The 23,855-nt window shown below is 68.8% G+C and carries 23 protein-coding genes; 8 read left to right on the top strand and 15 right to left on the bottom strand.

The window, feature by feature from the left end; genetic code table 11:
* The first annotated feature begins 1 nt into the window (after position 1).
* Positions 2-1,303, top strand: coding sequence for a phenylacetate--CoA ligase PaaK (gene paaK, locus OG876_RS10440; protein ID WP_328524599.1), 1,302 nt, complete (start codon positions 2-4; stop codon positions 1,301-1,303).
* Positions 1,304-1,415: 112 nt separating this feature from the next.
* On the opposite strand, the gene OG876_RS10445 is transcribed toward paaK, so the two are convergent.
* Entirely contained in the window at positions 1,416-2,105 is a 690-nt protein-coding gene (locus OG876_RS10445) for a DUF433 domain-containing protein (protein WP_328524600.1), read from the bottom strand.
* Between the two features lie 221 nt (positions 2,106-2,326).
* Here OG876_RS10445 and OG876_RS10450 point away from each other — a divergent pair, with 221 nt between their 5' ends.
* From OG876_RS10450 to OG876_RS10460, 3 genes are all read left to right on the top strand, one after another.
* A complete protein-coding gene (locus OG876_RS10450) occupies positions 2,327-2,860 on the top strand; it encodes a DinB family protein (protein WP_328524601.1) in 534 nt (177 codons plus the stop codon).
* On the top strand, positions 2,857-3,369 hold the full coding sequence (locus OG876_RS10455; protein ID WP_328524602.1) for a DinB family protein: 513 nt from the start codon (positions 2,857-2,859) through the stop codon (positions 3,367-3,369). The genes OG876_RS10450 and OG876_RS10455 overlap by 4 nt, the downstream gene beginning before the upstream one ends.
* A 245-nt stretch (positions 3,370-3,614) precedes the next feature.
* The gene (locus tag OG876_RS10460; RefSeq protein ID WP_328524603.1) at positions 3,615-4,241 is read left to right on the top strand and encodes a TetR/AcrR family transcriptional regulator; all 627 of its coding nucleotides are present in this window, start codon (positions 3,615-3,617) and stop codon (positions 4,239-4,241) included.
* Positions 4,242-4,247: 6 nt separating this feature from the next.
* Here OG876_RS10460 and OG876_RS10465 read toward each other — a convergent pair whose 3' ends face one another.
* Positions 4,248-7,481 carry a BTAD domain-containing putative transcriptional regulator gene (locus OG876_RS10465; RefSeq protein WP_328524604.1) on the bottom strand — a complete coding sequence of 1,078 codons (3,234 nt, stop codon included), beginning with the start codon at positions 7,479-7,481 and terminating at the stop codon, positions 4,248-4,250.
* Between the two features lie 85 nt (positions 7,482-7,566).
* On the opposite strand from OG876_RS10465, the gene OG876_RS10470 reads away from it, so the two are divergent.
* Positions 7,567-8,919, top strand: coding sequence for a serine hydrolase domain-containing protein (locus tag OG876_RS10470; RefSeq protein WP_328524605.1), 1,353 nt, complete (start codon positions 7,567-7,569; stop codon positions 8,917-8,919).
* 101 nt (positions 8,920-9,020) lie between these two features.
* On the opposite strand, the gene OG876_RS10475 is transcribed toward OG876_RS10470, so the two are convergent.
* The 6 genes from OG876_RS10475 to OG876_RS10500 form a co-directional block, all read right to left on the bottom strand.
* A complete protein-coding gene (locus tag OG876_RS10475; RefSeq protein ID WP_328524606.1) occupies positions 9,021-9,650 on the bottom strand; it encodes an NYN domain-containing protein in 630 nt (209 codons plus the stop codon).
* Between the two features lie 108 nt (positions 9,651-9,758).
* Entirely contained in the window at positions 9,759-10,202 is a 444-nt protein-coding gene (locus OG876_RS10480; RefSeq protein ID WP_328524607.1) for a VOC family protein, read from the bottom strand.
* Positions 10,203-10,274: 72 nt separating this feature from the next.
* Positions 10,275-11,090: an ABC transporter permease gene (locus OG876_RS10485; protein WP_328524608.1), complete on the bottom strand. Its 816-nt coding sequence runs from the start codon at positions 11,088-11,090 to the stop codon at positions 10,275-10,277.
* Entirely contained in the window at positions 11,087-12,076 is a 990-nt protein-coding gene (locus tag OG876_RS10490; protein ID WP_328524609.1) for an ATP-binding cassette domain-containing protein, read from the bottom strand. Before OG876_RS10490 ends, OG876_RS10485 begins: the two co-directional genes overlap by 4 nt.
* A 95-nt stretch (positions 12,077-12,171) precedes the next feature.
* Entirely contained in the window at positions 12,172-13,488 is a 1,317-nt protein-coding gene (locus OG876_RS10495; protein ID WP_328524610.1) for an MFS transporter, read from the bottom strand.
* On the bottom strand, positions 13,485-14,180 hold the full coding sequence (locus OG876_RS10500) for a GntR family transcriptional regulator (RefSeq protein WP_328524611.1): 696 nt from the start codon (positions 14,178-14,180) through the stop codon (positions 13,485-13,487). Before OG876_RS10500 ends, OG876_RS10495 begins: the two co-directional genes overlap by 4 nt.
* Positions 14,181-14,492: 312 nt before the next feature.
* Between OG876_RS10500 and OG876_RS10505 the strand changes: the two genes are divergently transcribed.
* Positions 14,493-15,950, top strand: a complete 1,458-nt coding sequence (locus tag OG876_RS10505; protein ID WP_328524612.1) for a S8 family peptidase — start codon at positions 14,493-14,495, stop codon at positions 15,948-15,950.
* A 126-nt stretch (positions 15,951-16,076) separates the two neighbouring features.
* Here the strand turns inward: OG876_RS10505 and OG876_RS10510 are convergent, their stop codons facing one another.
* The gene (locus OG876_RS10510; protein WP_328524613.1) at positions 16,077-16,451 is read right to left on the bottom strand and encodes an alpha-isopropylmalate synthase regulatory domain-containing protein; all 375 of its coding nucleotides are present in this window, start codon (positions 16,449-16,451) and stop codon (positions 16,077-16,079) included.
* 316 nt (positions 16,452-16,767) lie between these two features.
* On the opposite strand from OG876_RS10510, the gene OG876_RS10515 reads away from it, so the two are divergent.
* The gene (locus OG876_RS10515) at positions 16,768-17,553 is read left to right on the top strand and encodes an alpha/beta fold hydrolase (protein ID WP_328524614.1); all 786 of its coding nucleotides are present in this window, start codon (positions 16,768-16,770) and stop codon (positions 17,551-17,553) included.
* An 80-nt stretch (positions 17,554-17,633) separates the two neighbouring features.
* Here OG876_RS10515 and OG876_RS10520 read toward each other — a convergent pair whose 3' ends face one another.
* From OG876_RS10520 to OG876_RS10535, 4 genes are all read right to left on the bottom strand, one after another.
* Positions 17,634-18,677: a hypothetical protein gene (locus OG876_RS10520; RefSeq protein WP_328524615.1), complete on the bottom strand. Its 1,044-nt coding sequence runs from the start codon at positions 18,675-18,677 to the stop codon at positions 17,634-17,636.
* Positions 18,678-18,767: 90 nt separating this feature from the next.
* Positions 18,768-19,556: a bestrophin-like domain gene (locus OG876_RS10525; protein WP_328524616.1), complete on the bottom strand. Its 789-nt coding sequence runs from the start codon at positions 19,554-19,556 to the stop codon at positions 18,768-18,770.
* 90 nt (positions 19,557-19,646) lie between these two features.
* Entirely contained in the window at positions 19,647-20,468 is an 822-nt protein-coding gene (locus OG876_RS10530) for an EamA family transporter (protein ID WP_328526886.1), read from the bottom strand.
* Between the two features lie 108 nt (positions 20,469-20,576).
* Complete coding sequence (locus OG876_RS10535) at positions 20,577-21,596, bottom strand: RNA polymerase subunit sigma-70 (RefSeq protein WP_328524617.1); 1,020 nt, start codon at positions 21,594-21,596, stop codon at positions 20,577-20,579.
* Between the two features lie 31 nt (positions 21,597-21,627).
* On the opposite strand from OG876_RS10535, the gene OG876_RS10540 reads away from it, so the two are divergent.
* Positions 21,628-22,374 carry a DUF899 family protein gene (locus OG876_RS10540; RefSeq protein ID WP_328524618.1) on the top strand — a complete coding sequence of 249 codons (747 nt, stop codon included), beginning with the start codon at positions 21,628-21,630 and terminating at the stop codon, positions 22,372-22,374.
* Positions 22,375-22,400: 26 nt separating this feature from the next.
* On the opposite strand, the gene OG876_RS10545 is transcribed toward OG876_RS10540, so the two are convergent.
* On the bottom strand, positions 22,401-23,354 hold the full coding sequence (locus tag OG876_RS10545; RefSeq protein WP_442914167.1) for an NAD-dependent epimerase/dehydratase family protein: 954 nt from the start codon (positions 23,352-23,354) through the stop codon (positions 22,401-22,403).
* 7 nt (positions 23,355-23,361) lie between these two features.
* Positions 23,362-23,799: a MerR family transcriptional regulator gene (locus OG876_RS10550; RefSeq protein WP_328524620.1), complete on the bottom strand. Its 438-nt coding sequence runs from the start codon at positions 23,797-23,799 to the stop codon at positions 23,362-23,364.
* Positions 23,800-23,855: the final 56 nt, after the last annotated feature.

The following is a 23,855-nucleotide window of genomic DNA, read 5'->3' on the forward strand; positions in this document are numbered from 1 at the left end:
CATGCTCGGTGATGCGTTGCCCGAGGAACTGCGGGACGCCGGCGAACGGCTGTCCGTCGACGAGCTCCGGTCCCGTCAGCTGTCGTTGCTGCAGTCAACGATCAGGACGGCGTACTCGAAGGTGCCGCACTACCGGGCCGCGCTGGACAGCGTGGGATTCGCTCCGGACGACTTCAAGTCGCTCGAGGACCTGAGCCGGTTGCCGTTCACGGCGAAGAAGGACCTGCGGGACAACTATCCGTTCGGGATGTTCGCCGTACCGCGGTCCGAGGTGGCGCGCGTGCACGCCTCGTCGGGTACGACGGGACGGCCGACCGTGGTCGGGTACACGAAGCGGGACCTGGACAACTGGGCCGACCTGATGGCCCGGTCGATCCGGGCGGCCGGCGGGCGTGCTGGCGATGTGTGTCATGTTGCCTATGGCTACGGTCTCTTCACCGGCGGGCTCGGCGCGCATTACGGAGCCGAGCGGCTCGGGTGCACCGTCGTACCCGTGTCGGGCGGGATGACCGAGCGGCAGGTCGACCTGATCCGGGACTTCGGGGCGCGGATCATCATGGTCACCCCGTCGTACTTCCTGGCCATTGTGGACGAGATGGAGGCGCGCGGGCTCGACCCCCGGGACACGTCGTTGCGGATCGGCATCTTCGGCGCCGAGCCGTGGACCGAGCAGATGCGCACCGAGGTGGAGCAGCGGACCGGCATCCACGCGGTCGACATCTACGGGCTGTCCGAGGTGATGGGGCCGGGCGTCGCGCAGGAATGCGTCGAGACCAAGGACGGGCTGCACATCTGGGAGGACCACTTCTACCCGGAGATCATCGACCCGGTCACCGGCGAGGTCCTGCCCGAAGGCGCCGAGGGCGAGCTCGTCTTCACCACGCTGACCAAGGAAGCCTTCCCGGTCATCCGCTACCGCACCCGCGACCTGACCCGCCTCCTCCCCGGCACCGCCCGTCCCGGCATGCGCCGCATGGAGAAGATCACCGGCCGGACCGACGACATGATGATCGTCCGCGGCGTCAACGTCTTCCCCACCCAGATCGAGGAACAAATCCTCCTCGTCGACGGCCTCACCCCTTACTACCTGTGCGTCCTCACCCGCCCCGGCCGCCTGGACGAACTAACCGTCCAGGTCGAAGCCGCCCCCAACCTGGCCGACCGTTCAGCGGCCGCCGCCCACCTGGCGCAACGCGTGAAGGAGCGCGTCGGCGTCACGGTGTCCGTCGAGGTCGTCGACCCCCACGCCCTGGAACGCTCCCTCGGCAAGGCCAAACGCATCAAGGACAACCGCAAGACCTAGCCGTGCAGCTCGACAGGTAGTGCACCGCCGGAACGCCGTACACACCTCAATCACAGGAAGAGGTGCACTAGGTCGTTACCCCGTACTACCTGTTCATCTGCACGGGAACCCGCTAGAGGAGAGGTTGCGCCGGGGCTGGGGCGTGGCGGGTTTTGCGGGCGGCGGGTGGGCGGATGTGGGGGCGGACCAGGGCCTCGACCTCGTAGTCTTCGAGGGCGAATTTGGTGGCTATCTCGCGGTTCGACGAACCCGTGCGGACGTGGTCGACGACGTCTTCGACGAGGACGTCGGAGCCTTCGACGAGGGGTTGGCCGTGGGCTCGTTCGGGGTCCACGATCACGTCGATGTCGTGGTAGATGACGAGCCGGAGGGTCCCGGCGTACCCGTCGTCGGACCAGCCGATCGCCGCTGAGCCACGCAGCAGGACGCCGGGGAGGCCGCCCTGGCTGTCGCGGATGCGTTCCCAGCCCTGCTCGCGGCCCTCGGCGGCGATCTCGATCAGCAGATCGCGCCCGTCGTGGGCCAGACCGGACCACGCCAGCGGATAGCGCCGCCCGGCGCGTGATCGCAACGCGACTGCCGCTTCGCCGATCGCCTGCAGGGAGAGGCCGGCGTGCCGCAGCTGCCGGAGCATGTGGGTCTCGACCAGCCCGGCGAAGGTGATCGTCGGCTCCCCACGTCCACCGCTGCCGGCCTCCAGCGCACCCGACCGTAACCAGTCGCCGAGCGTGGTCGGAGGTAGTCCGAGCTGGAGCGCCACCTCGGCACGCGTGTAGAGCGGCAGGTCGAACCGTGGGTCCACGTCTCACCTCTTCGCGCGGTGCGGGCGCTGTCAGACCTAGAGTGCCAGAAACCTGGTTTCGCGCCTGGGCAGCATTCGGGTAGGTTTCTCGTGCCGGTGGGCTCGACACCCCCGGCGGCGGAGAGGAGGTGAGCGCGATGTCGAGTCACAATGTCGTGCTGCCCGTCCGCCGTACCCGCGGCTGAGACCGGGCGGCTCCTCATCAGTACAGGAGCATTCGAATGACCGAAGTACAACGTCCGCCGCTGACCGCCGACGAGCGGGTCCAGCTGATCGGATGGCTCGACCTGCAGCGTTCCTTCGTCCGGATGAAGTGCGAAGGGCTCAGCGAAGAAGATGCCCACCGCAAGGTTCTGGAGACCTCGCCGTTGATGACGATGGCGGGACTCGTGGCGCACCTGCGCTGGAACGAGTACTCGTGGTTCCAGCTCAACCTCATGGGCGTCCCGAACACCGGACAGACCCCCTGGACCGAGGGCGGTCACGATGATGCGGAGATGTTCGTCGACGACATCCCGCTCGCCCAGTTGCTCGACGAGTACGACGCCGAGTGCAAGCGATCCAACGAGACCATCGCCGAGCTCCCGCTCGACGCCGTGGAACAGGGCCCGTACGCCGCCAAGGGTGAGGCCGCCTCACTCCGCTACATCCTCTGCCACATGCTCGAGGAGACCGCGCGCCACCTGGGGCACATGGACATCATCAGAGAGCTCGTCGACGGCAAGACCGGCTACACGACGATGAGCGAAGCATGAGGCCGCCACTGACCGCCGACGAGCGGACCCAGTTGACCGGTTGGCTCGACCACCTCCGCTCGCTCGTCCGGACCAAGTGCGAGGGCCTGAGCGAAGCGGACGCCCACCGGAAGGTGCTGCCGACCTCACCGCTGATGACGGTGGCCGGCCTGGTCTCCCACATGCGCTGGGTCGAGTACTCCTGGTTCACCCAGAATCTCCTGGGTACGCCGGACCACGGCGAGACCCCGTGGACCGAGGGCGGCCACGTCGACGCGGAGATGTTCGTCGACGACGTACCGCTCACCCAACTGCTCGACGACTACGACGCCGAGTGCGCGCGATCCAACGAGATCCTCGCCGGCGTCTCGCTCGACGACGTGGAGCGGGTCTCCTTCCGGGAGGCCGGCGCGGCGTCGACGCGCTACATCCTGTGTCACATGATCGAGGAAACCGCCCGTCATCTCGGCCATCTCGACATCATCCGGGAACTCCTGGACGGCGCGACCGGCTACGAACGAATGAACTGACCTCTTGCCGAATAGTCTTCGCGGAGATCTTCTCTGCGAAGACTGTTCAGGAGGGCGCAGGTGCTCAAAACCCTGGAAAACAAGGGCGCGGCGGTCGAGGCCGTCGACGCGGACTTCTTCACCGCGGTCAACAGCACCACCCTCACCCGGACCCTGAACCGCCTGATCGGTTAACCCGGTTACACCCGCGCCGAAGGGTGGATAGGATGTCCGGCATCTGGCACGGGGTAGCGACAAGAGGTGTGATGAGGGAACCCTCCGTACGCCGTTATTCCGGGCGATCCGTCGAGGAGTGGAAGGCCGCGCGCCGGGAACGCTTGCTGGCCGCGGCGCTGGAGTTGTTCGGGACCGAGGGCTATCCGGCGACCTCCGTGGAACGCCTGTGCACACAGGCGAAAGTGTCCACCCGGCACTTCTACCACGAGTTCCAGAACAAGGAGGCCGTGCTGCTCGCGGTGCACGCGCAGGTGATCGAACTGGCCGTCCGGACCACCGGCGACGCGCTGCGCCGGACCGCCGACCGGCCGGTCCGGGAGCGGATCACCGCCGCCGTCGACGGCTACCTGCGGACGATCATGACGGACCTGCGCCGGGCGCGGATCTCGTTCGTCGAGGTGGTCGGCACGAGCCCCGCGGTCGAGGAGCAGCGGATCGCGTTCCGGGAACTGCTGATCGGGAGCGTGCGCGACCTGGGCGACACGGCGGTGGAGCGGGGAGAGATCAAGCGCAAGGACTTCCGGTTCCTCGGGCTGGCGTTCTTCGGTGCGGTGAACACCGTGGTCTACGACTGGATGCTGACCGATCCGCGACCACCCGAGCAGAAGGTGCAGGACTCGTTGCGCGAGCTGGCGGTCCAGCTGATCACGAGCTGACCGGCGTCACGACGAGCTCAGGCGCTTGCGGAGCTCCGCCACGGCCTCTTCCGTGGTCAGCGCCGCGCCGGCGTCGTACGCGGCGTCGAACGCTTCGTTGCCCAAGGCATCATGTAGCCGGTCGTAGGTGCTCCGGACGTCGGCGTCCGGGACCGTCCGCATGCCGCGCATCGCCGCCGCCAGGCCCAGTGTGCGCGCGGCCTGCTCGGTCTCTCCGGACCGCAACTGCACGTCCGCGGAGGCCTCGATGATGATCGAGGCCAGCGGCATGTCCTCGGTGGTGAGGGCGAGTTCGACCGCGTGCCGGTCATAGCGCTGGGCCGTCTCGAGCTCGTCCCTGGCGACGTGCACCCGGCTCAGGTTGGCCAGCAGCATCGCCTGGCCGTGCGGCGCCATCCGCTCCGCCTCGAGGTCGAGCATCGAGTACGCGCGTTCCGCGAGTTCCTTGGCCTCGTCCAGCCGGCCGGTCCGGCGGGCGATCCGCGACATCCCCAGGTAGCCGAGCGCCTGGCCGGCACGGGAACCGGTCTCCTCGGACAACTGCATGGCGCGCTCCAGGTCCGCGCGGGCGCCGTCGAGGTCACCGAGCTCGATCCGGCTGGCCGCGCAGGAGCCGAGCAGTTGCGCGAGGCCCTCGGTGGTGCCGAGCTCCTCGACCAGCCGGATCGCCTCGTGCAGTGAGGCAAGTGCGCCCTCGTGGTCGCCGAGATTGCCTTGGTAGCTGGCCTGGCCGCGCAGTGCCAGCGACGTACCGAAGCGGTCGCCGATCGCGCGGAAACCCTCGAGCGCGATCGCCAGATCGGCCGCCATCTGCTCGACCTCGCCGTCGTTCTCGCGGAACATCGCCGTCATCATCACGCCCATGTTCCGTGTCCACGGGTCGTCGTGCTCGCGCGCCGCCTCGAGCGCGCGGAAGCACCCGGCCTTGTCCCGCCGGATCGCCGCCCACACCGCATTGGTGAACAGGCCGACCCCGGACTCCGCGACCTGCGCGTGCCGCCGGCTGAGCCAGCGGACCTCGGCCAGTCCGCGGATCACTCGGGGGAACGACCCGGCCTGGTCGTCACCACTGGACAAGGTGCCGAGCGAGAGCAGCATCACCGCCATCGCCCGGTCGATCGGAGAACTCGGACCAGGTACGGCGAGAGCCGCCTGCATCCAGTTGACCGCCTCGGCCGGGCGGCCACTCATGTTCCAGTACTCACCGAGCGCGGCGACCATCTGGACCGCGCTGCGCGCCGAGCCGCTGTCGATCGCGGTCCGGAGCGCGTCGAGCAGGTTCTCGTTGTCGGCGGTCAGCCGGGCGATCCACTGGATCTGTTCGCCGGTGAACAGCTTCGGCCGGGCCCGCCGCAGCATCCGGCTGAAGTACGTCGTATGCGCGTGCCGGAACCGGTCGTACTCACCCGAGTTCTTCAACTGCTCAGCGCCGTACGCGCGGACTGTCTCGAGCATTCGGTAACGCACCGACCGGTCGTCGGCCGCGGCCTCGACGAGCGATTTGTCGACAAGGGACGCGAGCACACCGAGGATGGCCTCGGCCGGGAGGTCGTCGTCGCTGCAGACCTGCTCGGCCGCGTCCAACGTGGCGCCGCCGGAGAACAACGACAGCCGTCGGGCGACCGCCTGCTCGTCCCGATCGAGCAGGTCCCAGCTCCACTCGACCACCGCTCGCAGGGTCTGGTGCCGGGGTAGTGCCGTCCGCGAACCGCTGGTCAGCAAGCGGAACCGGTCGGTCAGCCGATCGACGATCGCGAGCGGAGTCAGCGCCCGGAGCCGCGCTGCCGCCAGCTCGATCGCGAGCGGCATTCCGTCCAGCCGTCGGCAGATCTCGGCGACCGCCTCGCGGTTGCCGTCGGTGAGCTCGAAGTCGGGCCGAACGGCGCGGGCGCGGTCGACGAACAACTGCATCGCCGGGTACTCATCGTCCAGGCTGTGCTCCGGCGGGAGGCCGAGCGGACCGACTGGGTGCAGGTGCTCGCCTTGAATGCTGAGGGGCTCACGGCTGGTCGTCAGTATCCGAAGCCGCGGACACGCGGCGAGCAGGGAGTCGACGAGTCCGGCGACCTCTGCCACCAGGTGCTCGCAGTTGTCGAGGACGAGCAGGATCCGGCGGTCGCCGATCACCTCGACCAGTCGCAGCGTCGCGGCCCGGCTGGTCGGGAACGGCTTGCTGAGCGTCCTCGGCGGCAGATCGACGTACTCGCTCGCGCCCAGCGTGGACAGCACTGCGGGAGCCACATCGGCCGCGTCACCGAGCGGTGCGAGTTCCACGAACCAGATGCCGTCGCCACTGTGGTCCACCAGGGTCCGGCCGGTCTCTGTCGCCAGTCTGGTCTTCCCAGCGCCACCGGGGCCGACCATGGTGACCAGACGGGTCCCGTTGCTGAGCAGCCGCGTCAGCTCGGCTACGTCGTCACGCCGCCCGACGAAGCTGGTCATCGGCGCCCTGAGGTTGCTGCGCGGCGCCGACGGCGCTGCGACGGGTGCGGCGGTGGCCTTGGCTACCGGATCGAGCGAGTCCCCGCGTAGTACGGCGACATGCAGGTCGCGGAGGCGAGTGCCCGGATCTGCACCGAGTTCGTCGGCGAGAGTGGTCCGGACACGTTCGTACGCCGCCAACGCCTCGGCTTGCCGGCCATCGGCGTACAGGGCCCTGATCAGGAGTTCGTGGAGGCGCTCGCGGAGCGGGTGAGCGGCGGCCAGGTGTTCGAGCTCGGTGATCACTTCGCGGGCGTGGCCGCAGGTCACGGCAGCTTCGGCCAGATCCTCCGCGGCGGCGAGCCTGAGCTCGGTCAGGCGGTCCGCTTCGATTGCGGCGAACGGCAGGTCGCGCAGGTCGGTGAGCGCCTCGCCACGCCAGAGCCGCTCGGCCTGGGTGAGCAGAGTGTGCGCCTGCTCCGGGTCGGACGCGAGCAGCCCGCGACCACGCCGTACCAGGTCCTCGAACTGGAGGGCATCGACACAGTCCGGACCGATGGTCAGCGTGTAGCCGGCCGGGCCGGACTGGACCGAGATGCTCGACTCGGTCACCGGGAGGCTCGCGCGGAGGCGGGACACCAGCGACTGCAGCGCGTTCGCGCTCGGGGCCTCGCTGCCCCACAGACCGTCGACCAGCGTCTCGACGCTCACCGGGCGGCCGGCGCTCAACGCGAGCCGTGCGAGCAAGCCGCGCAGCCGGACTCCGCGGACGTCCAGCGGAGTCCCGTCAGCCGCCCACATCGCGAGAGGCCCAAGCACCGCTATGCGCACTCCACCAGCGTCGCACATGACCCGTCCCAACACCCCTGCCTTTTGTCATTTGGTGCCGTTAAGGTCGGACGTTGTGACAGATATCGCCGCGCAGACGCAGACCGCTCTTTCTCGCATCGTTGCCGACCGTCAGGCCAAAGGCCGGGTCCCCGGAGTGGTGGGCGCCGTCGCCCGCACGGGGTCGCTGGCCTGGTCGACGGGCGTCGGGTCGGCCGACCTGGAGAATCCGGGCGTACCACCGACAGCCGACTCGCAGTTCCTGATCGCGTCGCAGAGCAAGACGCTGACCGCGGTCGCGGTGATGGCGCTGCGCGACGAGGGCAAGCTGAGCCTCGACGACACCGTCGAGAAGCTGATCCCGGAGAGCAAGCACGAGGGCATCACCGTCCGGCAGATGCTCAGCCACGCCAGCGGCATGCAGCGGGAGCCGGTCGGCGACGTCTGGGACCTGATGGAGTTCCCGGACCGCGCCGAGTTGGTCTCGGGCTGGAACGAGGCCGAGCGGGTCGGCAAGCCGCACCACCGGTTCCACTACTCGAACCTCGTCTTCTCGCTGCTCGGCGAGATCGTCGCCCGGCTCGACGGACGGCCCTGGTACGACGCGATCAAGGCCCGGATCCTCGACCCGCTGGAGATGCGCCGGACCACGGTCGGGATGGACGGCGGACCGGCCGCCACCGGGTACTACGTGCCGCCGTTCTCCGACGTACCGGTGAAGGAGCCGCTGCTGAACCTCGGCGCGATGGACGCCTGCGGCGGGCTCGCTTCGACGGCTGCGGATCTGGCGAAGTGGGGCATGTTCGTCGCGAACCCGATCGACGAGGTGCTGTCGAAGGACACGCTGGACGAGATGTGCCAGGTGCAGATCATGGCCGACGTGGACCGGTGGCAGCTCGCCTTCGGGCTCGGGTTCATGATCCTGCGCCGCGGCGACCGCTTGTTCGTCGGCCATGACGGCGGGATGCCGGGTCACATCACGTCGACGTTCGTGCACCGCGAGTCGGGTACGGCGGGGATCGCGCTGTTCGGCGCGACCGCGTCGCCGGCACCGAGCGCGCTGGCCACGGACCTGGTCATCAAGGTCCTCGAGGACGACCCGCTGCCCACCGAGCCGTGGGTCCCGGGCACCGCCGTCCCGCCCGAGCTCGCCGGCGTCCTCGGCACCTGGTTCTCCGAGGGTCACCCGTTCGACTTCTCGGTCAAGAACGGCGTACTCCAGGCCAAGGCCCCGATCGCGCCCGAGCACCTGGCGCCCGCCGTCTTCGAGCGGATTTCCGAGGACGTCTACCGCACCGTCTCCGGCCGTGAACGCGGCGAACTCCTCCGCATCACCCGCACCCCCGACGGCACCCCCGAAAAGTTGCACTGGGCAACCTACCTCTGCACCCGCCAGCCCCTCGCCTTCGCCGACCTCGGCACCGCCTGAGTCGTTTGCCCCGGGCCGGTCCGTCGGCTAGCCTGTCAACATCCCCCCAGTTGCTTCGGTGGCTGGGTGCGAAGCCCCACTTCGGTGGGGCTTCTGCTTTTTCACCACTCCGCCGGCTTCCGGATCACCGAGCCGGATCCGTCCACCAGCTGCCGCGGGAACTGACTGGCGCCCAGGACCCCCGACCGGATCTGCCGCGCGAAGGTCGGTCGGCAAGTCAGCAGCCGCTGACTCGCCACCGGCTGAGGATTCAACAACCCCACCACCTTCCCGAGCTCATGTCGCACGATCCGGATCGGCTCGGTCAGGTCCGAGTCGTTGCTGACCACGGCGAACGCCTCGGCATCGTCCCGGAAGGCGTCCACCAGTAGATACGTCGCCAGGTTGACGTCAGAACCCTTCTCCTCGGTCTTGATCACCTCCACCGTCCGCGGCCCGACAGCGGGCGGATCGGCCAGCATCATCCGTGTCGGCTTGGTGAGGAAGCTGCCGTAGTGCACCTCGACGCTGGGCAGCGTGCCGAGCGCCCTCAGGTACGCCTGTTGCCGGACCGGGGCCTGGACATTCTCCGGACGTTCCTTGACCAGTGCGGTGAAGTACCGGATGCGCTGGACCTCGAACCGGCGGAGCAACAGCTCGCACATCTTCTCGAGGTTCAGCCATTTGTACGGCCGGCCCTTGAGGCAGCCGTAGTACAGGTTGAAGCCGTCGATGTACACGTTGATCCGCACCGCACAAGGCTAGCGACGGCTACACCGGATTCCTGCACCTCGAATGCCCTTGTGGACAACAAGATTCGATCTGCCCCGGGATGGCCTCGGTTGCCCCGCGGAGTCGGATCAAACGACGCAGAAGTCGTTGCCTTCTGGGTCGTGCATCCAGAGGTGGTCGAGGGTGGTGGTGTTGTCGACGGGGACCTCGCGGACGAGGGTGGCGCCAGCGGCGAGGAGGGATTCGGCGGTGGCGCGGATGCGTTGTTCGCGGAGGTGCTGTGGTTCGGCGCGGCCGCCGCTGACCTGGAGGTCGAGGTGGAGGCGGTTCTTCGCCGTGCGCGGCTCGGGGACCTTGAGGAAGGAGAGGGCGGGGAGTACGCCGGCCGGATCGGTGATGCTCGCGCCGTCATTCCACTCGTCCGCGGGGACGTTCTGGTCGGTGAGGAACGCTTCCCAGCTGTCCCAGCCCTTCGGCGGATCCGAGTCCACGTAGCCGAGCGCCGTACACCAGAACCGCGCCACCAGCGCCGGGTCGGCACAGTCGATCGTGATCGTCCACTTCGTCGTCATGCCGCCACTCTGACGGACGGCACAGACAAAAAGGGGCGCCGGGGAAGTTCCCCGGCGCCCCCAAAGGATCTGTCAGGTACGGCGGCGGTAGGCGCGGATCGCCAGCGGGGCGAAGACCGCGATCAGGCCGACCATCCAGGCGAGCGTGATCAGCAGCGGCTTCTGCAGATCGCCGCCCAGCATCAGGGCCCGCATCGTGTCGACCAGGTACTTCACCGGGTTCACCTTCACGAACGCCTGCAGGAAGCCCGGCAGCGTGCTGGTCTGGACGAACACATTGCTGCCGAAGGTGAGCGGGAACATCACCAGGAACGCGACGCCCTGCACGCCCTGCGCGGTCTTCAGCGACAGCCCGAGCCACACCCAGATCCAGCACATCGACAGCGCGAACAGCAGCACGATCACCAGCGCCAGCAGCCCGTTGCCGATCCCGTTCTGGAACCGGAACCCGAGCACGAACCCGGTGGTCATCAGGATCACGATCGACAGCGTGTACCGCACCGCATCCCCGAGGACCGCGCCGATCAGCGGCGCCACCCGGGCGATCGGGAGCGACCGGAACCGGTCGAACACCCCCTTGGCGAAGTCGTCGTTCAGCGCCACTCCGGTGCCCATCGTGGAGAACACCACGGTCTGCACGAGCAGGCCCGGCAGCAGGTAGGGCAGATAGTCGTGCCAGTCCCCACCCTGGGCGATCGCGCCGCCGAAGACGAACAGGAACAGCACCAGGAAGATGATCGGCTGGAACGTCACGTCCGCCAGGGCTTCGGGGTTCTGCCGGATCCGGACGATGTTGCGCCAGGCCAGCGTCAGGCTCTGCGTCGCCCAGGCGAACGGCCGGGTCCGGCGGCCCGCGTGGGCCGGGGTCTCGAGTGTTGCAGTGGTCATCGGCCCACTCCTTCCAGGACGGCGTCCTGCGGACGCTCTTCGGCGGCGTGACCGGTCAGGGCGAGGAAGACCTCGTCCAGACTCGGCAGCCGCAGGGACAGTTCGGTGACGGCGATCCCGGCCTCGTCCAGGCGCCGTACGACGACCGGCATCGAGCTGCCGTCCGTCACCGGCACGCTGACCAGCGTGTTCACGACGTCGACGGTCGGCCGCGTGCCGACGGACTCGGCGACGATCGCGGCGACCCGCTCGATGTGCGCGGGCTCGGCCGGGCGGACGTCCAGCGACTGCTTGCCCGCCTGGGCTTTCAGCTCGGCCGGCCGGCCGGAGGCGACCACCGAGCCCTTGTCGAACACCACGATCGAGTCGGCCAGCGCGTCGGCCTCCTCCAGGTACTGCGTGGTGAGGAGCACCGTGGTCCCGTCGAGCACCAGGTTGCGGATCGTCTCCCAGACGCCGTTACGAGCGTGCGGGTCGAGACCGGTGGTGGGCTCGTCCAGGTACAGGATGCTCGGGTGGCCGACCAGGCTGGCGGCCAGGTCGAGGCGCCGCCGCATACCGCCGGAGTACGTCTTGGCGATCCGGTCACCGGCGTCGGTCAGCTCGAACCGCTCGAGCAGCTCGACGGCGCGGGCCCGGGACTGCTCCCGCGAGTACCCGAGCAGCCGGCCGATCATGATCAGGTTCCGGCGGCCGGACATGTCCTCGTCGACCGAGGCGTACTGCCCGGTCAGCCCGATGATGCCGCGCACCTTGCCCGCGTCCCGGACGACGTCGTACCCGCCGACCGTGGCGCGGCCGGCGTCGGGCCGGAGCAAGGTGCCGAGGATGCGGACCGCCGTGGTCTTGCCGGCGCCGTTCGGGCCGAGGACGCCGAGGACGGTGCCGGTCGGCACACTCAGGTCGACGCCGGCCAGGGCGGTGGTGTTGCCATATTTCTTGACCAAGCCGGTTGCCTCGATGGCGACCTGGTTCGTTGTGGTCATCGGTTCCTCCCAGTGGACTTCGCTGGGACTACCGTGCTGCACCACCCTGGCACCGCCCTGGCACTCGGCTGTCAGCCCGTGTCAGCGCGCTGGTATCAGCCTTTCACCGGGACGATCTGGTTGGCGATCAGGGCCTGGTACGCCTCGGGGTTGTAGCGGGCGAGGTGGCCGCGGGCCTTGCGGCGGTACTTGAGGATCTGGCGGGTGCCGATCGCCCAGAGCACGTACTGGAAGGCCAGCGCCCACTTGAAGTCGGTGATGGTCTGTGGCGCCCCACCCGACGACGCGTCGAGCAGGATGCCGACCATGCCGATGCAGATCAGCGTGGCGATGAATCCGCCGGTGTTGACCATCCCGTTGGCCGCACCGAAGCGAGTCGACGGGTTGAAAGTCCGCGCGTAGTCCAGCCCGAGCATCGAACCCGGGCCACCAGCAGCCTGTACGACGATCAGCAGCAGGAGCACCGGCATCGGCGCCTGCCCCGGCCAGAGCAGTACGACGGTCCACATGAGTACCGAACCCGAGATCACCGCCAGCACGATCCAGGACCGGTAGAACGGGAAGCGGGCCGCGTACCTCCCGACCAGCGGGCCATAACAGAGCCCCGCGAGCACGGGGAGAATCAGCATCGCCGCAGCGGTCGTCGGAGCCAGGCCTTGGCCCTGCACCAGGAACGGGTACCCCCAGAGCAGACCGAACGTGCTGCCGGAGAAGCTCGTGGTGAAATGCGTCCACAGCCCCAGCCGGGTGCCCGGCTCCTTCCAGGCTCTGCGCAGGTTGTTCCGCACCTCACCGAGCGACTGCTTGGCCCGTCGCAGCGGCTCGTCGTACGGAGTGTCCTTGATCAGGAACAGGACGGCCACACCCGTCACCAGGCTCAGGACGCTGGCACCGGCGAAGGTGCTGGTCCATCCGAAGGCGTGGAAGGCGGCAGCCATCGGCACAGTCGACATGATCGCGCCGAGACCACCCAGCATGCCGGTCGCCTGCGACATCACCGGCTGCCGCAGCGCCGGGAACCAGGACATGACGACCCGCAGCACGCTGATGAACACCAGTGCGTCTCCGACACCCAGTACGGCGCGTGCCGCGAGGGCGGCCGGGTAGGAGTCGACCAAACTGAAGGCGGACTGCGCGACGAAGAGCAGACCGGACGCAGCGATCAGCAGCCGCTTCGATCCGTACCGATCGAGCAAGATGCCGACAGGCACCTGCATCGCGGCGTAGACGGTCAGCTGTACGACGGTGAAGCTGGCCAGCGCGGATGCGGAGATGTGGAAGCGCTCCGCGGCCTGCAACCCGGCCACGCTCATCGAGCCGCGGTGCAGCACGGTCACGAGGTAGGTGAAGACAGCAGTAGCCCACACCGCCCAGGCTCGCCGTCCGCCCAGGGGAAAGAGGAGTTCGGTCACCGAGTGCTCCGCAGGTCCGCCGCGGCGGTGTCGATGTGGGAGACCACGAGTTCGCGGAACCGCTTCACGCTGTTCCCACCGAGGGCGTCGATCATCTCCTGGTGCGCCGTGATCGACTTGTCCATCCGGGCCGGCTGCATCTCGATGCCGGGCACGCCCATCCGGACCTGGCGGTCGCGCAGGCTGTTGTAGAGCTTGGAGAGGATTTCGTTGCCGGCGGCACCGACGATGGCCTCGTGGAAGGCCCGGTCGGCCTCCAGGAAGGTCTTCGCGTCCCCGGCCTTGCGGTGCGCGCGCATCTCGTCGACGCGCTGGGTGAGGATCTCGATCAGCTGCTTGCGGCGCGGCCACACCTTGGCGGCAGCGTGCGTCTCGATCAGCTCGCGCGCCTCCAGGACGTCGTCGATCTCCTGCGGCAGCACCGGCAGGACGAGGGCGCCCTTCTTCGGGTAGAGCTTCACCAGGCCGGACTCCTCCAGCCGGAGCAGCGCCTCCCGCACCGGGGTGCGTGACACCCCGACCGCGGTGGCCAGCTCACCCTCGGTGAGGAGTTCGCCGCCCGGGTACGTACGGTCGAGGATCGCGGCCTTCACGTACGCGTAGACCCGCTCCGCCGCGGGGATCTTCTCCACCCCCGGCGCCGCCTCGACCACCACCCGCGCGATCTCCGCGGTCTCGTCGCCCAACTCCATTACCGCCCTCGCCGGCTCGTGCTCCGGCACCCCGCTGGTCACTGAACTCCCACCCATACGACTCGTATCTTTGTTGTATCTATCCTACACACACAGGAAATCCACCGCCCGTCCCCACCTTGTCCACCAGTTATCCACAGGGCAATCCACAGATGTGGGCAACTGGCTGTGAACAAGCGAACCGCCTGTAGTGACGGATGCAGGGTTTCCCCTGCGTTGTGGAGGAAGGACTCCGCCGGTCCGGAATCGGCTCTAAAGTCCGGGGTACCGAGCTTGGGCCCGTCCGCCCAGGCCCTGCACCGAGGAGGCACCGTGTCCCGAAGTTCCCGTCCCCGCCGCCTGACCGCCGGCCTGGCCGCGGCCGCACTGGCCCTGACGACACTCGGTGCCGCGACCGCGCACGCCGTACCCAGCTCCGACTCCTCAGCAGCGGCCACGCCCGGGCCGCTGATGAACTACGTGGTCAACACGAAGGCCACCCCCGGCCACGTCCGCAAGGTGGAGCAGGCGGTGAAGGAAGCCGGCGGCACGGTGCTCAGCTCGTACACACAGCTGGGCGTGGTGGTGGCGCAGTCGACCAACGCGGACTTCCGGACCGCCGTCCGCGCCGGGCACAACGGACGTGAGGTGCAGTCCGTCGGCGCCACCCGCACCGCCGCGGTCAGCGAAGGCCCAGCCGGCGCCGGTACGGCGTCCGCCGGTGCCTCGTCCGCGGCCGGGCTGAAGGCGGTCGACGAGGCCCAGGCGACCCCGGTCCTCGACCCGCGCGAGGGCGAGCAGTGGGACATGGTCCAGATCAAGGCGGATCAGGCCCACCAGATCACCGACGGCTCCAGGCGGGTGCTGGTCGGCATCAACGACAGCGGTGTCGACGACACCCACCCGGACCTCGCGCCGAACTTCGACGCGCAGGACTCCGTCAACTGTGTCGACAACGGCGTACCCAACACGACTCCCGGCGCCTGGCGCCCGACGACCAGCTCGCACGGCACGCACGTCGCCGGCACGGTCGCCGCGGCCCGTAACGGCGTCGGCATCGTCGGAGTGGCCCCGGGTGTCCGGATCGCGTCGGTCAAGGTGGTCAACGACGACGGCTTCATCTACCCGGAGTACTCGATCTGCGGCATCGTCTGGGCCGCCGAGCACCACATGGACGTCACCAACCACAGCTACTTCATCGACCCGTTCGAGTTCTGGTGCATGGACAACGGCGACCAGGGCGCGGTGCAGGAAGCGGTACGGCGCGCGTACGAGTGGGCCGCGGATCGCGGCACCCTGTCCGTCGCGGCGGCCGGCAACTCGAACTACGACCTGGCCAACAAGACCACCGACAACGGCAGCCCGAACGACACGACCCCGGTCCCCCGGCAGATCAACAACAACTGCCTGGACATGCCGACCGAGCTGCCCGGCGTGATCACCGTCGCCAGCACCACCCAGGCCGGCGCCCGCAGCAGCTTCTCCAACTTCGGCCTCAACAAGATCGACGTCGCCGCGCCCGGCAGCTCGATCCTGTCCACGCTGCCCGGCGGCAGGTGGGGCCTGATGAGCGGCACGTCGATGGCGTCGCCGCACGTGACCGGCGTCGCGGCTCTCATGAAGTCGGTCCACCCGTGGTGGGGCCCGAGCCAGCTCGAGGCGGCCCTGCGCAAGGAAGCCGACGACAAGGCCTGCCCGGCCACGCCGGACGCCCGCTGCACCGGCACCACCGCGAACAACTCCTTCTTCGGTGAAGGCATCGCCGACGCCCTCGACGCAGTCCACCCCTAACCCAAGCTGAGTGGGGGTCCCCCGCCCGGGACCCCCACTCCTCCACCCGCAGTCCGGCCCACATATCTTCAACAACCGTCAACCGGGGCAGGCACTCGAGCCGTTGCCAGCGTTGTCTCGCTGGAGTCAGTGTTGTGCGTTGCGCTTGGCGTTGTACTGGTTGAGGGCTGCGACGAGGGCTAGCCCGGCGGCCTCCACGACGTCCGTGGACGACGCCCGGACCGCGACCCTGCGGCCCGGCAGCTCCACCTCGAGCTCGACTTCTCCGACGGCCTCGCTGCCCGGGCCGACTGAGTACGCCCGGAATGCGACTACCCGTGCCTCCACGCCCGTCGCCTGCGAGATCGAATTGCACACCGCGTCGACGAGCCCGGTGCCAGAACCCTCGGCTTGCACCTGTTCCCCAGCCCGGGACAGCTTCACGTTAGCGCGCGGCCCGTCCTGGGTGCCCCCGGAGTACGTGATGGCGTCGAGCTGCCAGCTGGTGGACGCCTCCGTCATGCGATCCCCCCTTGATGTCCAGCAAAGCCAGGGTCGGTACGGTCCTCGAAGTATGAACCCCGGCGAGACGGAACCGCCACAGCAGGTGGCAGTCGCATCCCGCAAGCGCTCATACCCGCACGGTGGCCACGTCCCTTCGCCACGCCCGGAGCAGCCGCAGACAGTAAGGCGCGGGCATGCCGCTGACAGGGTCGCCACGGACAGCCGCGCGGAAGCGTCGCTCGGTACGGCGGGGTTGTCGTTCCTCTCCTGAACTGTGACGGCACGGACCGCCCGGCGTACAGTCTGACCAGGATCGAACGACCCGGGATGCGATGTGGGCGTTGAGTGGCAGCTGTTCGAGTCAGGTCCGGCGGACGCCGAACATACCGTGCTGTTGCTTCCCGGCGGCATGTGCAGCGCGCGCTCGTACCTGGAGTTGACGCAGCAATCCAGTCTGTCCGGGCTGCGGCTGGTGGCGGCGACGATGCCCGGACACGCCGGCGCGCCGTCCCCGGACAACTACAGTCACGAGGCCTATGGCCGAATGACGGCGGACCTCGTGGCCGAGAAGGGTGCGGATGTCGTCGTCGGGTTCAGCATGGGCGCGAACGTGGCGTTGGAGCTGGCGGAGAAGAAGCTCTTCACCGGCCCGACGGTGCTGCTCGGCATCAGCTTGTCGTTGCCGGACGAGTCGGCGTTTTTCATCAACGTCGTCCGATCGTCCAAGGTGCTGGGCGGCGTGCCGCTAGCGCTGATGAAGAAGGCCGTCGGGCCGATGGTGAAAGGCATCCCGGTACCACCGGAGCGGCAGGCCGAGCTTGCCGCCGACTTCCGCAGGACCAGCACGCGGGACATGCGCCTCGGACTTCGCGAATACTTGAAGTGGTTGGAGAGCGGCGAGGACCACGCCGCGATGCTGTGCCGCTCGGGCGTACCGACGTGGGTCGTCCACGCAGAGAAGGGCGACGGCGGGCTCACCGTCGCCGAGCGGCAAACGCTGGAAGCGTGTTCGACGGTCAAGATCGTGACGATTCCGGGCAGCGTGTTCTTCCTGCCGAACGAGGTGCCCGACCAGATCGCGTCTGTCATCAACGATGCCGTCGCCGCGGTCAACGCGTGATTTCCAGAGCCGGAGACCGACGCCAATAGCGCCCGGACCTGCTCGGGTTGGGTCCTAGGCGGCGGGCTGCACGGCTCCCGTCAGAGCTCGGCGCGCAGGATCGACGCCGCGCCGGCCATGGCACGCATCTTTCCCTGCGCACTCGCGCGCGGCAGATACTTCATCCCGCAGTCGGTGGCGATTGTGATCCGGTCCGGTGAGGTGTAGGGGAAGGCTCGCCGGACTCGATCGGCGACCAGCTCGGCGGACTCGACCTCGGGGTCGGACAGGTCAATGACGCCCAGGATGATGGCCTTCTCGCTGAGGTCCTTCAGGACGCCGAGATCGAGACCTGACTGTGCGGTCTCGATCGAGATCTGGTCGGCCGGGCAGCCGGCCAGCTCGGGCAGGAACGAGTACCCCTCGGGCCGTTCGTGGATGATCGCGGCGTACCCGAAGCAGATGTGGACGGCGGTGGGGCCGGTGACGCCGTCGAGCGCGGCGTTGAGCGCGGCGAGACCGTACTCGCGGGCCGCCGCGGGCCGTGCCTGCATGTACGGCTCGTCGATCTGGACCAGGTCGGCGCCGGCGGCGTGCAGGTCCTTGATCTCGGCGTTGACCGCGGCAGCGTACGCCAGAGCCGCAGACGCAAGGTCGGGGTAATGGTCGTTCTGTGCCTGCTGCGACATCGTGAACGGGCCGGGCACGGTCATCTTGACCGGGTGGCCGGTGTTCGCCTTCAGGAACTCCACGTCCCGGACGCCGACGGCGTGCGGCCGCACGATCGGGCCGGCGATCCGCGGCACCGGGTTGGGATGCCCGCTGCGATCGAGGGCCGTCCCGGGGTTGTCGATGTCGATGCCCTCAAGGGCGGTGGCGAAGTGGTTACTGTACGACTCGCGCCGCATCTCACCGTCGGTGATGATGTCGAGTCCCGCCTGCTCCTGGGCGCGGATGGCCAGCAACGTGGCGTCGTCCTGCGCCTGCTCGAGGTACTCCGCGTCGACCCGCCACAGCTCTTTCGCCCGGACCCGCGGGGGGAAGCGGCCGGCGAGCTTGGCCCGGTCGATCAGCCAGTCCGGCTGGGCGTAGCTGCCCACCAGTGAGGTCGGCAGGATCGGCAGCGAGGTCGGTGTCGCAGTCATTCTCGTGACTCTAGACCTGCCGCCGCCCATTGAGGAGGCGTCCGCTTGCCGCACGGGGTTCTGCAGGCACCACGACTGAACGGGCTCGATCTAGCCGCCACCGGCCGCCGGTGGCAAGTCCATCGACGCCCGCAGGTCCAGCAAGGCCGTGTACGGGACCGTGATGAGGCCTCGGGTCGGCCGGTCGAGGTCGAAGGTGACCAGCAACAGGAGCGACACGAACACGGCGGCGAGCATGATGGGGAGCATGCCCCGGCCAAGCACGGTGAGGTAGAGGCCAAGCAATCCCAACGCCACCGCTGCGCCGACCACTTCGAGAACCAGGACCGGTGTGGGCACACGGTTGCCGAGTGCCGCGATACGCGAGCTCTGGCTGTCGATCATCGAGTTCAGGCTGTCGACGTACAGACGTGGAGCGCTCGCCTCGGGGGCCTCCCGCAACGAATCAGCGGCGAGCGCCCACAGCTGACGCTGGATGGCCCCGCCGTCCGCCACGTCGCGGCGCGCCGCCGCGGAGCCCGGTCGCGTCGCCGACAAACGGATCTCCACATCCGTGTAGCGCTTCAGCAACTCCAGCGACTGGCTGCGGACGGGCTCCGACAGGGTCTGCGCCCGGAGGTAGGTGGTGCCGATCGCGTTCGCTTCCGTCACCAGTTCGACCCGCCGGGTCTCGTACCGACCCACCGCCATCGTCAATCCGAAGGCGAGGATGAGCGCCACGAACCCCAGCAGCGCCGCCTGCACGACTCCGATCGGCTCTCGCCAGGTCTCGTGGCGACCGCGCAACTGGCGCGCGACCAGCACACCGATGGCGCACGATCCCAGCACGATCAGGAACAGAACGACACCGAGCACCAGGCTGGGAAGGGCGAAGAACATCTGGTCCCCCAAACAAGGCAGCCCTCGCTGGATGCGCGGCTCGATTGTGGCTCCGGTGGGTACGCCGCCACATCGTCCTGGCCGGATGACCTATGCCGTGGTGATCAGGATGATGCCGGCGACCACTACGGCTGCGGCGAAGGCTCGGCGGGGGCCGAAGCGTTCGCCGAAGAAGATGGCGCCGATGATCGCGCCGAAGATGATGCTGGTTTCGCGGAGCGCGGCGATCGCGGCGAGTGTGCCGCGGGTCTGAGCCCACAGGACCAGCCCGTAGGCGGCCATCGACACGACGCCGCCGGTGAGGCCGGACAGGATTGCACCGCGCGGGAGGTTGAAGACGCGGGGGCCGCGCCACCAGATCACGACCAGCGGGACCGCGAAGCCCTGGAGCATGAAGACCCAGCCCATGTACGTCGCGACCGGCATCTTGTGGACCGCCACCCCGTCCACGACCGTGTACGCCGCGATCATCAGCCCGGTGCCGAACGCGGCCAGCAGCGCCGGCGCCTGTCGCCGACCGGGCCGCCCGATGAACACGAGCGCGATGAGCCCCGCCGAGACCAGCAACACGCCCGCCAGCTCGAGCACGGCCAGCGCCTGATGCAGTACGACGATCGACACCACCGCCACCACCCAGGGCGACGTACCGCGGGCCAGCGGATACATCTGACTGAACTGACCGAGCTGGTACGACGCCAGCAACCCACCCAGATACGCCACGTGCAGCAACGCCGACGCGATGATGTATCCCCAGGTGCCCGCCGGCGGCAGGCCCATGACGAGCACCGCGACCAGCCCGATGACCCCGGCCGCCACCTCGAACAGCGCCAGCCCAGCCACCCGGTCCGGTGCCCCATGCGCCATCGCGTTCCACGTGGCGTGCAGCACCGCCGCCCCCAGCACCACGATCATGACCAGCACCGCTACACCCTCTCACCGGTCCAGCACCCGCCGAGGTGATTTTTCGCCGAGCGGACTCCGCACATGCGATCCGGTCGCGCCGATGTGCCAGGTGCCGGGTCAGATGCTGGCGGGCATGCCGAACGCAGCAACGTGGTGGGACCCGACGAAGGCGTTGCTCGTCACGATCTTGCCATTCTCGATGGTGAGAACGTCGACCACCAATGCGTCGTACTGATCGCTGCCGGGGCGTCGGAGATAGCAGATCAGGGCGGGCCGGCCGTTGGCAGCGGACGGGAACGTGCGCCAGTCGAGCGGCCTCGCCAGGAACTCGGCCGCCGCCGCGCTCCCGAAGACTGGTGGATCCGGTGGCATGGTGATGCGCACGTCTTCGGCCAGCAACTCCCGGAAGCTCGCGGGATCGGTAGCTGCGGCGTAGCGACGCAGGATTTCCTCGTCCTCGCTGGTCAGCACCGGCCGGCGCCAGTGCCGGGAGTCACCGGGCGCATAGTGCCGGAGCGTCTTCCGGGCCCGCTGGATCAAGCTGTTCACCGCGGGCACCGCAAGCCCGAGAGCGTCGGCGATCTCGGCCGGTGTCCAACCGGAGACGTCGCGCAGCACGAACGCTGCCCGTTGTCGTGGCGGCAGGTACATCAGCGCGGCGATCAGCGCGAGTTCGACGGTCTCCCGTGCTACCAGATCTGCCGGCGGGTCGTCGCCCAGCAGTGCGTCGGGATACGGCCCGATCTCGGTGCTCCATTCCATCGGGTCACCGACCGGTATGGTCCGCCGCGCCGCAGCCTTGCGGTGATCGAGGTAGACATTGGTGGCGATCCGGTAGAGCCAGGTCCGGATCGACGCCCTCCCCGCGTACTGCGCCCGGGAGCGCCAGCCGCGCAGGAAGGTCTCCTGGACCAGGTCGTCGGCGTCGGCGACATTCCCGGCGAGTCGGTAGCAGTGCGCATGCAACGGGCGCCGGTGCTCCTCGAACGCGTCCTGGAACCACGCCTCGTCCGCCGTACTCGTCATGCGCTCAGGTCCTCCCGGTTCCTGCTGATCGTGCCCGCTCGTACGCCGTACGCCGGCGACGTCGCCGAGAAAGTGCGATGACGATCCGACCGGCCGCTCGTCGGTATTCATAACACCAAGCCAGACCGATGAGGAGAACCCCATGACCGAAGCGACCGCATCGCCGCAGATCGTCGACCGTGAGACCTGGAGTCGTGAACGCCAGGCCCTCCTGGTCCGGGAGAAGGCGCACACCCGTGCGGGCGACGCGATCGCGGCGGCCCGGCGCCGGCTACCGATGACCGAGGTCGACGCCGCGGCCACACTGGTCGGGCCGGACGGACCTGTCGCGTTCCTGGACGTCTTCGACGGCCGCAACCAACTCGTCGCGTACAAGCACATGTGGCACACCGGCGCAGGGATCGAAGGCCAGTGCGAGGGGTGCACCGCAAGCATCTTCGATGTGCACGACGCCAGCTACCTGAACCATCGCGGAGTGTCCTTCGCGGTCTTCTGCGACGGGCCGTGGGAGGAAATCGCGCCGTTCCGCGAGTTCATGGGCTACACGCTGCCGTGGTACTCGATGCTCGAGGTCGAAGATCGCGGCGTCGGGACCGGGCTCATCGACGAGCCGGGCTACATCGCCTGCTACCTGCGCAGCGGCGACCGGGTCTTCCTCACCAACGAGACAGTCGGTCGCGGCGTCGAAGCCACCATGGTGCAGGCCCACCTGCTCGATCTGACGGTCTACGGTCGTCAGGAGGCCTGGGAGGACTCACCGGCCGGCTGGCCGCAGGATCGGACCTACACCTGGTGGCAGAAGGACGGCCGCCCCGTCCCGCAATGGACCAGGCCGGGCGCCGCGCCACTCGACCAATCCGCGGCGCCAGCCGGACATTGCTGCGGATGAGGCCCGGCCGCGGCCGACGGGGGTGGTTACAGCAGCCCGAGCTCCAGCAGACTCTCGGCGGTCTCGACGACGGTGGTCTCGGCCGGCCGCGGGTGCCATCCGAGCTCGGTGACTGCCCGCTCGTTGTGGATGATCGGCCGGGGCGGGTCCTCGCCCGACGCCTCCTGCGTCGGTGCGAGCGCGGCGAGCGGTCCCAGTCGTCGGCGGAGGATGTCGGCGATCTCGAGGAAGCTCAGTGTGGGCCCGTCGGCGACGGCCAGGTAGCGCTTGCCGGCGGCCGTGGGCTCGGCCATGGCGCAAACGTGGAGATCAGCGACGTCGCGGACGTCGACGATGCCGAACCGCAGCCGGGGTGCGACGGACATCGTGCCGTCGAGCAGCATCTTGATCAGCTCCGTCGACGACCGCAGTTCGGTCGTGAGCGTGGGGCCGAAGATGCCGGTCGGGTTGAGCACGACGAGCTCGGTGCCGCCACCCTCGCCGTTCATCAGGTCCCACGCGGCCCGCTCGGCGATCGCCTTCGAACGCGGGTACGGCGCCAGGCCAGGCGTATCGGGATCCGTCCAGTCGTCCTCGGTGTACTCGGCTCCCGGCTTGCGGGAGTACCCGACCGCGGCGAAGGACGACGTCAGTACGACGCGCCGCGCACCCGCGTCCCGAGCGGCACGCAGCACCCGGAGCGCTCCGTCACGGGCGGGGACGATCAACTCGTCGGGATCATCGGGCTGGGCGATCGGGATCGGCGACGCCACATGGTGGATCTCGTCGCACCCGGCCACCGCGGCCGGCCACCCGTCGTCGGTCATGAGGTCGGCCGCGACGATCTCCAGGCCGGCGTCGTCCGCACCGCCGCGTCGCACGGCCGCGCGCAGTTCGGGTCCACGAGCCGTCGAGCGGACCGTCGTACGGACCGAACGTCCGGACTTCAACAGGGCTGCGATCAGCTGGGTCCCGAGGTAGCCCGAGCCGCCGGTGACCAGGACCGGGTCATCGCAGTGCCGCCAGGTCGCCGACCACGTCCATCACCCGGTCGATCGCGTGAGCCTCCGCGGTGGAGTCGGCGCGATCGCGGGCGTCCCACAGGGCCGCCTTTTCGCGCAGGTATTCCAGCCGGACCTGTTGCGCGACGATCTCGGCCTCGATCCGCTCCGCGTGACGGAGCAGCAGGTCACGCTGTTCGGCCGCGGCTTCGCGCCCGCGGGCACGGTTGGCCAGGTAGGTGCGCATGTCCTCGATCCCGACGCCGGCCGCGCGCAGGCAGGCCAACGCCTCGAGTACGTCGAGATCCTCGGTGCGGTACCGGCGATGTCCGCTGCGCTGGTCACGGCCGATCGGGCCGACCAGCCCGGCCTCCTCGTAGTACCTCAGCGTGGGCTCGCTCAGCCCGCTCCGCCGCGACACCTCCTGGATGGTGAAAGCTGTCATGCAATCCACCGTCACACACCTCAAGCGCTTGAGGTCAAACAGAAAGGCCCGGGGTG

This window comes from Kribbella sp. NBC_00359 (assembly GCF_036097425.1).
Classification (GTDB): Bacteria; Actinomycetota; Actinomycetes; order Propionibacteriales; family Kribbellaceae; genus Kribbella.

What these genes read in the sequence shown, in the direction of transcription:
- paaK (WP_328524599.1), top strand. Translation starts at nt 2, where the DNA reads ATGCTCGGTGATGCGTTGCCCGAGGAACTGCGGGACGCCGGCGAACGG.
- OG876_RS10450 (WP_328524601.1), top strand. Translation starts at nt 2,327, where the DNA reads ATGACCGAAGTACAACGTCCGCCGCTGACCGCCGACGAGCGGGTCCAG.
- OG876_RS10455 (WP_328524602.1), top strand. Translation starts at nt 2,857, where the DNA reads ATGAGGCCGCCACTGACCGCCGACGAGCGGACCCAGTTGACCGGTTGG.
- OG876_RS10460 (WP_328524603.1), top strand. Translation starts at nt 3,615, where the DNA reads ATGAGGGAACCCTCCGTACGCCGTTATTCCGGGCGATCCGTCGAGGAG.
- OG876_RS10480 (WP_328524607.1), bottom strand. Translation starts at nt 10,202, where the DNA reads ATGACGACGAAGTGGACGATCACGATCGACTGTGCCGACCCGGCGCTG.
- OG876_RS10485 (WP_328524608.1), bottom strand. Translation starts at nt 11,090, where the DNA reads ATGACCACTGCAACACTCGAGACCCCGGCCCACGCGGGCCGCCGGACC.
- OG876_RS10490 (WP_328524609.1), bottom strand. Translation starts at nt 12,076, where the DNA reads ATGACCACAACGAACCAGGTCGCCATCGAGGCAACCGGCTTGGTCAAG.
- OG876_RS10500 (WP_328524611.1), bottom strand. Translation starts at nt 14,180, where the DNA reads ATGGAGTTGGGCGACGAGACCGCGGAGATCGCGCGGGTGGTGGTCGAG.
- OG876_RS10510 (WP_328524613.1), bottom strand. Translation starts at nt 16,451, where the DNA reads ATGACGGAGGCGTCCACCAGCTGGCAGCTCGACGCCATCACGTACTCC.
- OG876_RS10520 (WP_328524615.1), bottom strand. Translation starts at nt 18,677, where the DNA reads ATGACTGCGACACCGACCTCGCTGCCGATCCTGCCGACCTCACTGGTG.
- OG876_RS10525 (WP_328524616.1), bottom strand. Translation starts at nt 19,556, where the DNA reads ATGTTCTTCGCCCTTCCCAGCCTGGTGCTCGGTGTCGTTCTGTTCCTG.
- OG876_RS10530 (WP_328526886.1), bottom strand. Translation starts at nt 20,468, where the DNA reads ATGATCGTGGTGCTGGGGGCGGCGGTGCTGCACGCCACGTGGAACGCG.
- OG876_RS10535 (WP_328524617.1), bottom strand. Translation starts at nt 21,596, where the DNA reads ATGAATACCGACGAGCGGCCGGTCGGATCGTCATCGCACTTTCTCGGC.
- OG876_RS10540 (WP_328524618.1), top strand. Translation starts at nt 21,628, where the DNA reads ATGACCGAAGCGACCGCATCGCCGCAGATCGTCGACCGTGAGACCTGG.
- OG876_RS10550 (WP_328524620.1), bottom strand. Translation starts at nt 23,799, where the DNA reads ATGACAGCTTTCACCATCCAGGAGGTGTCGCGGCGGAGCGGGCTGAGC.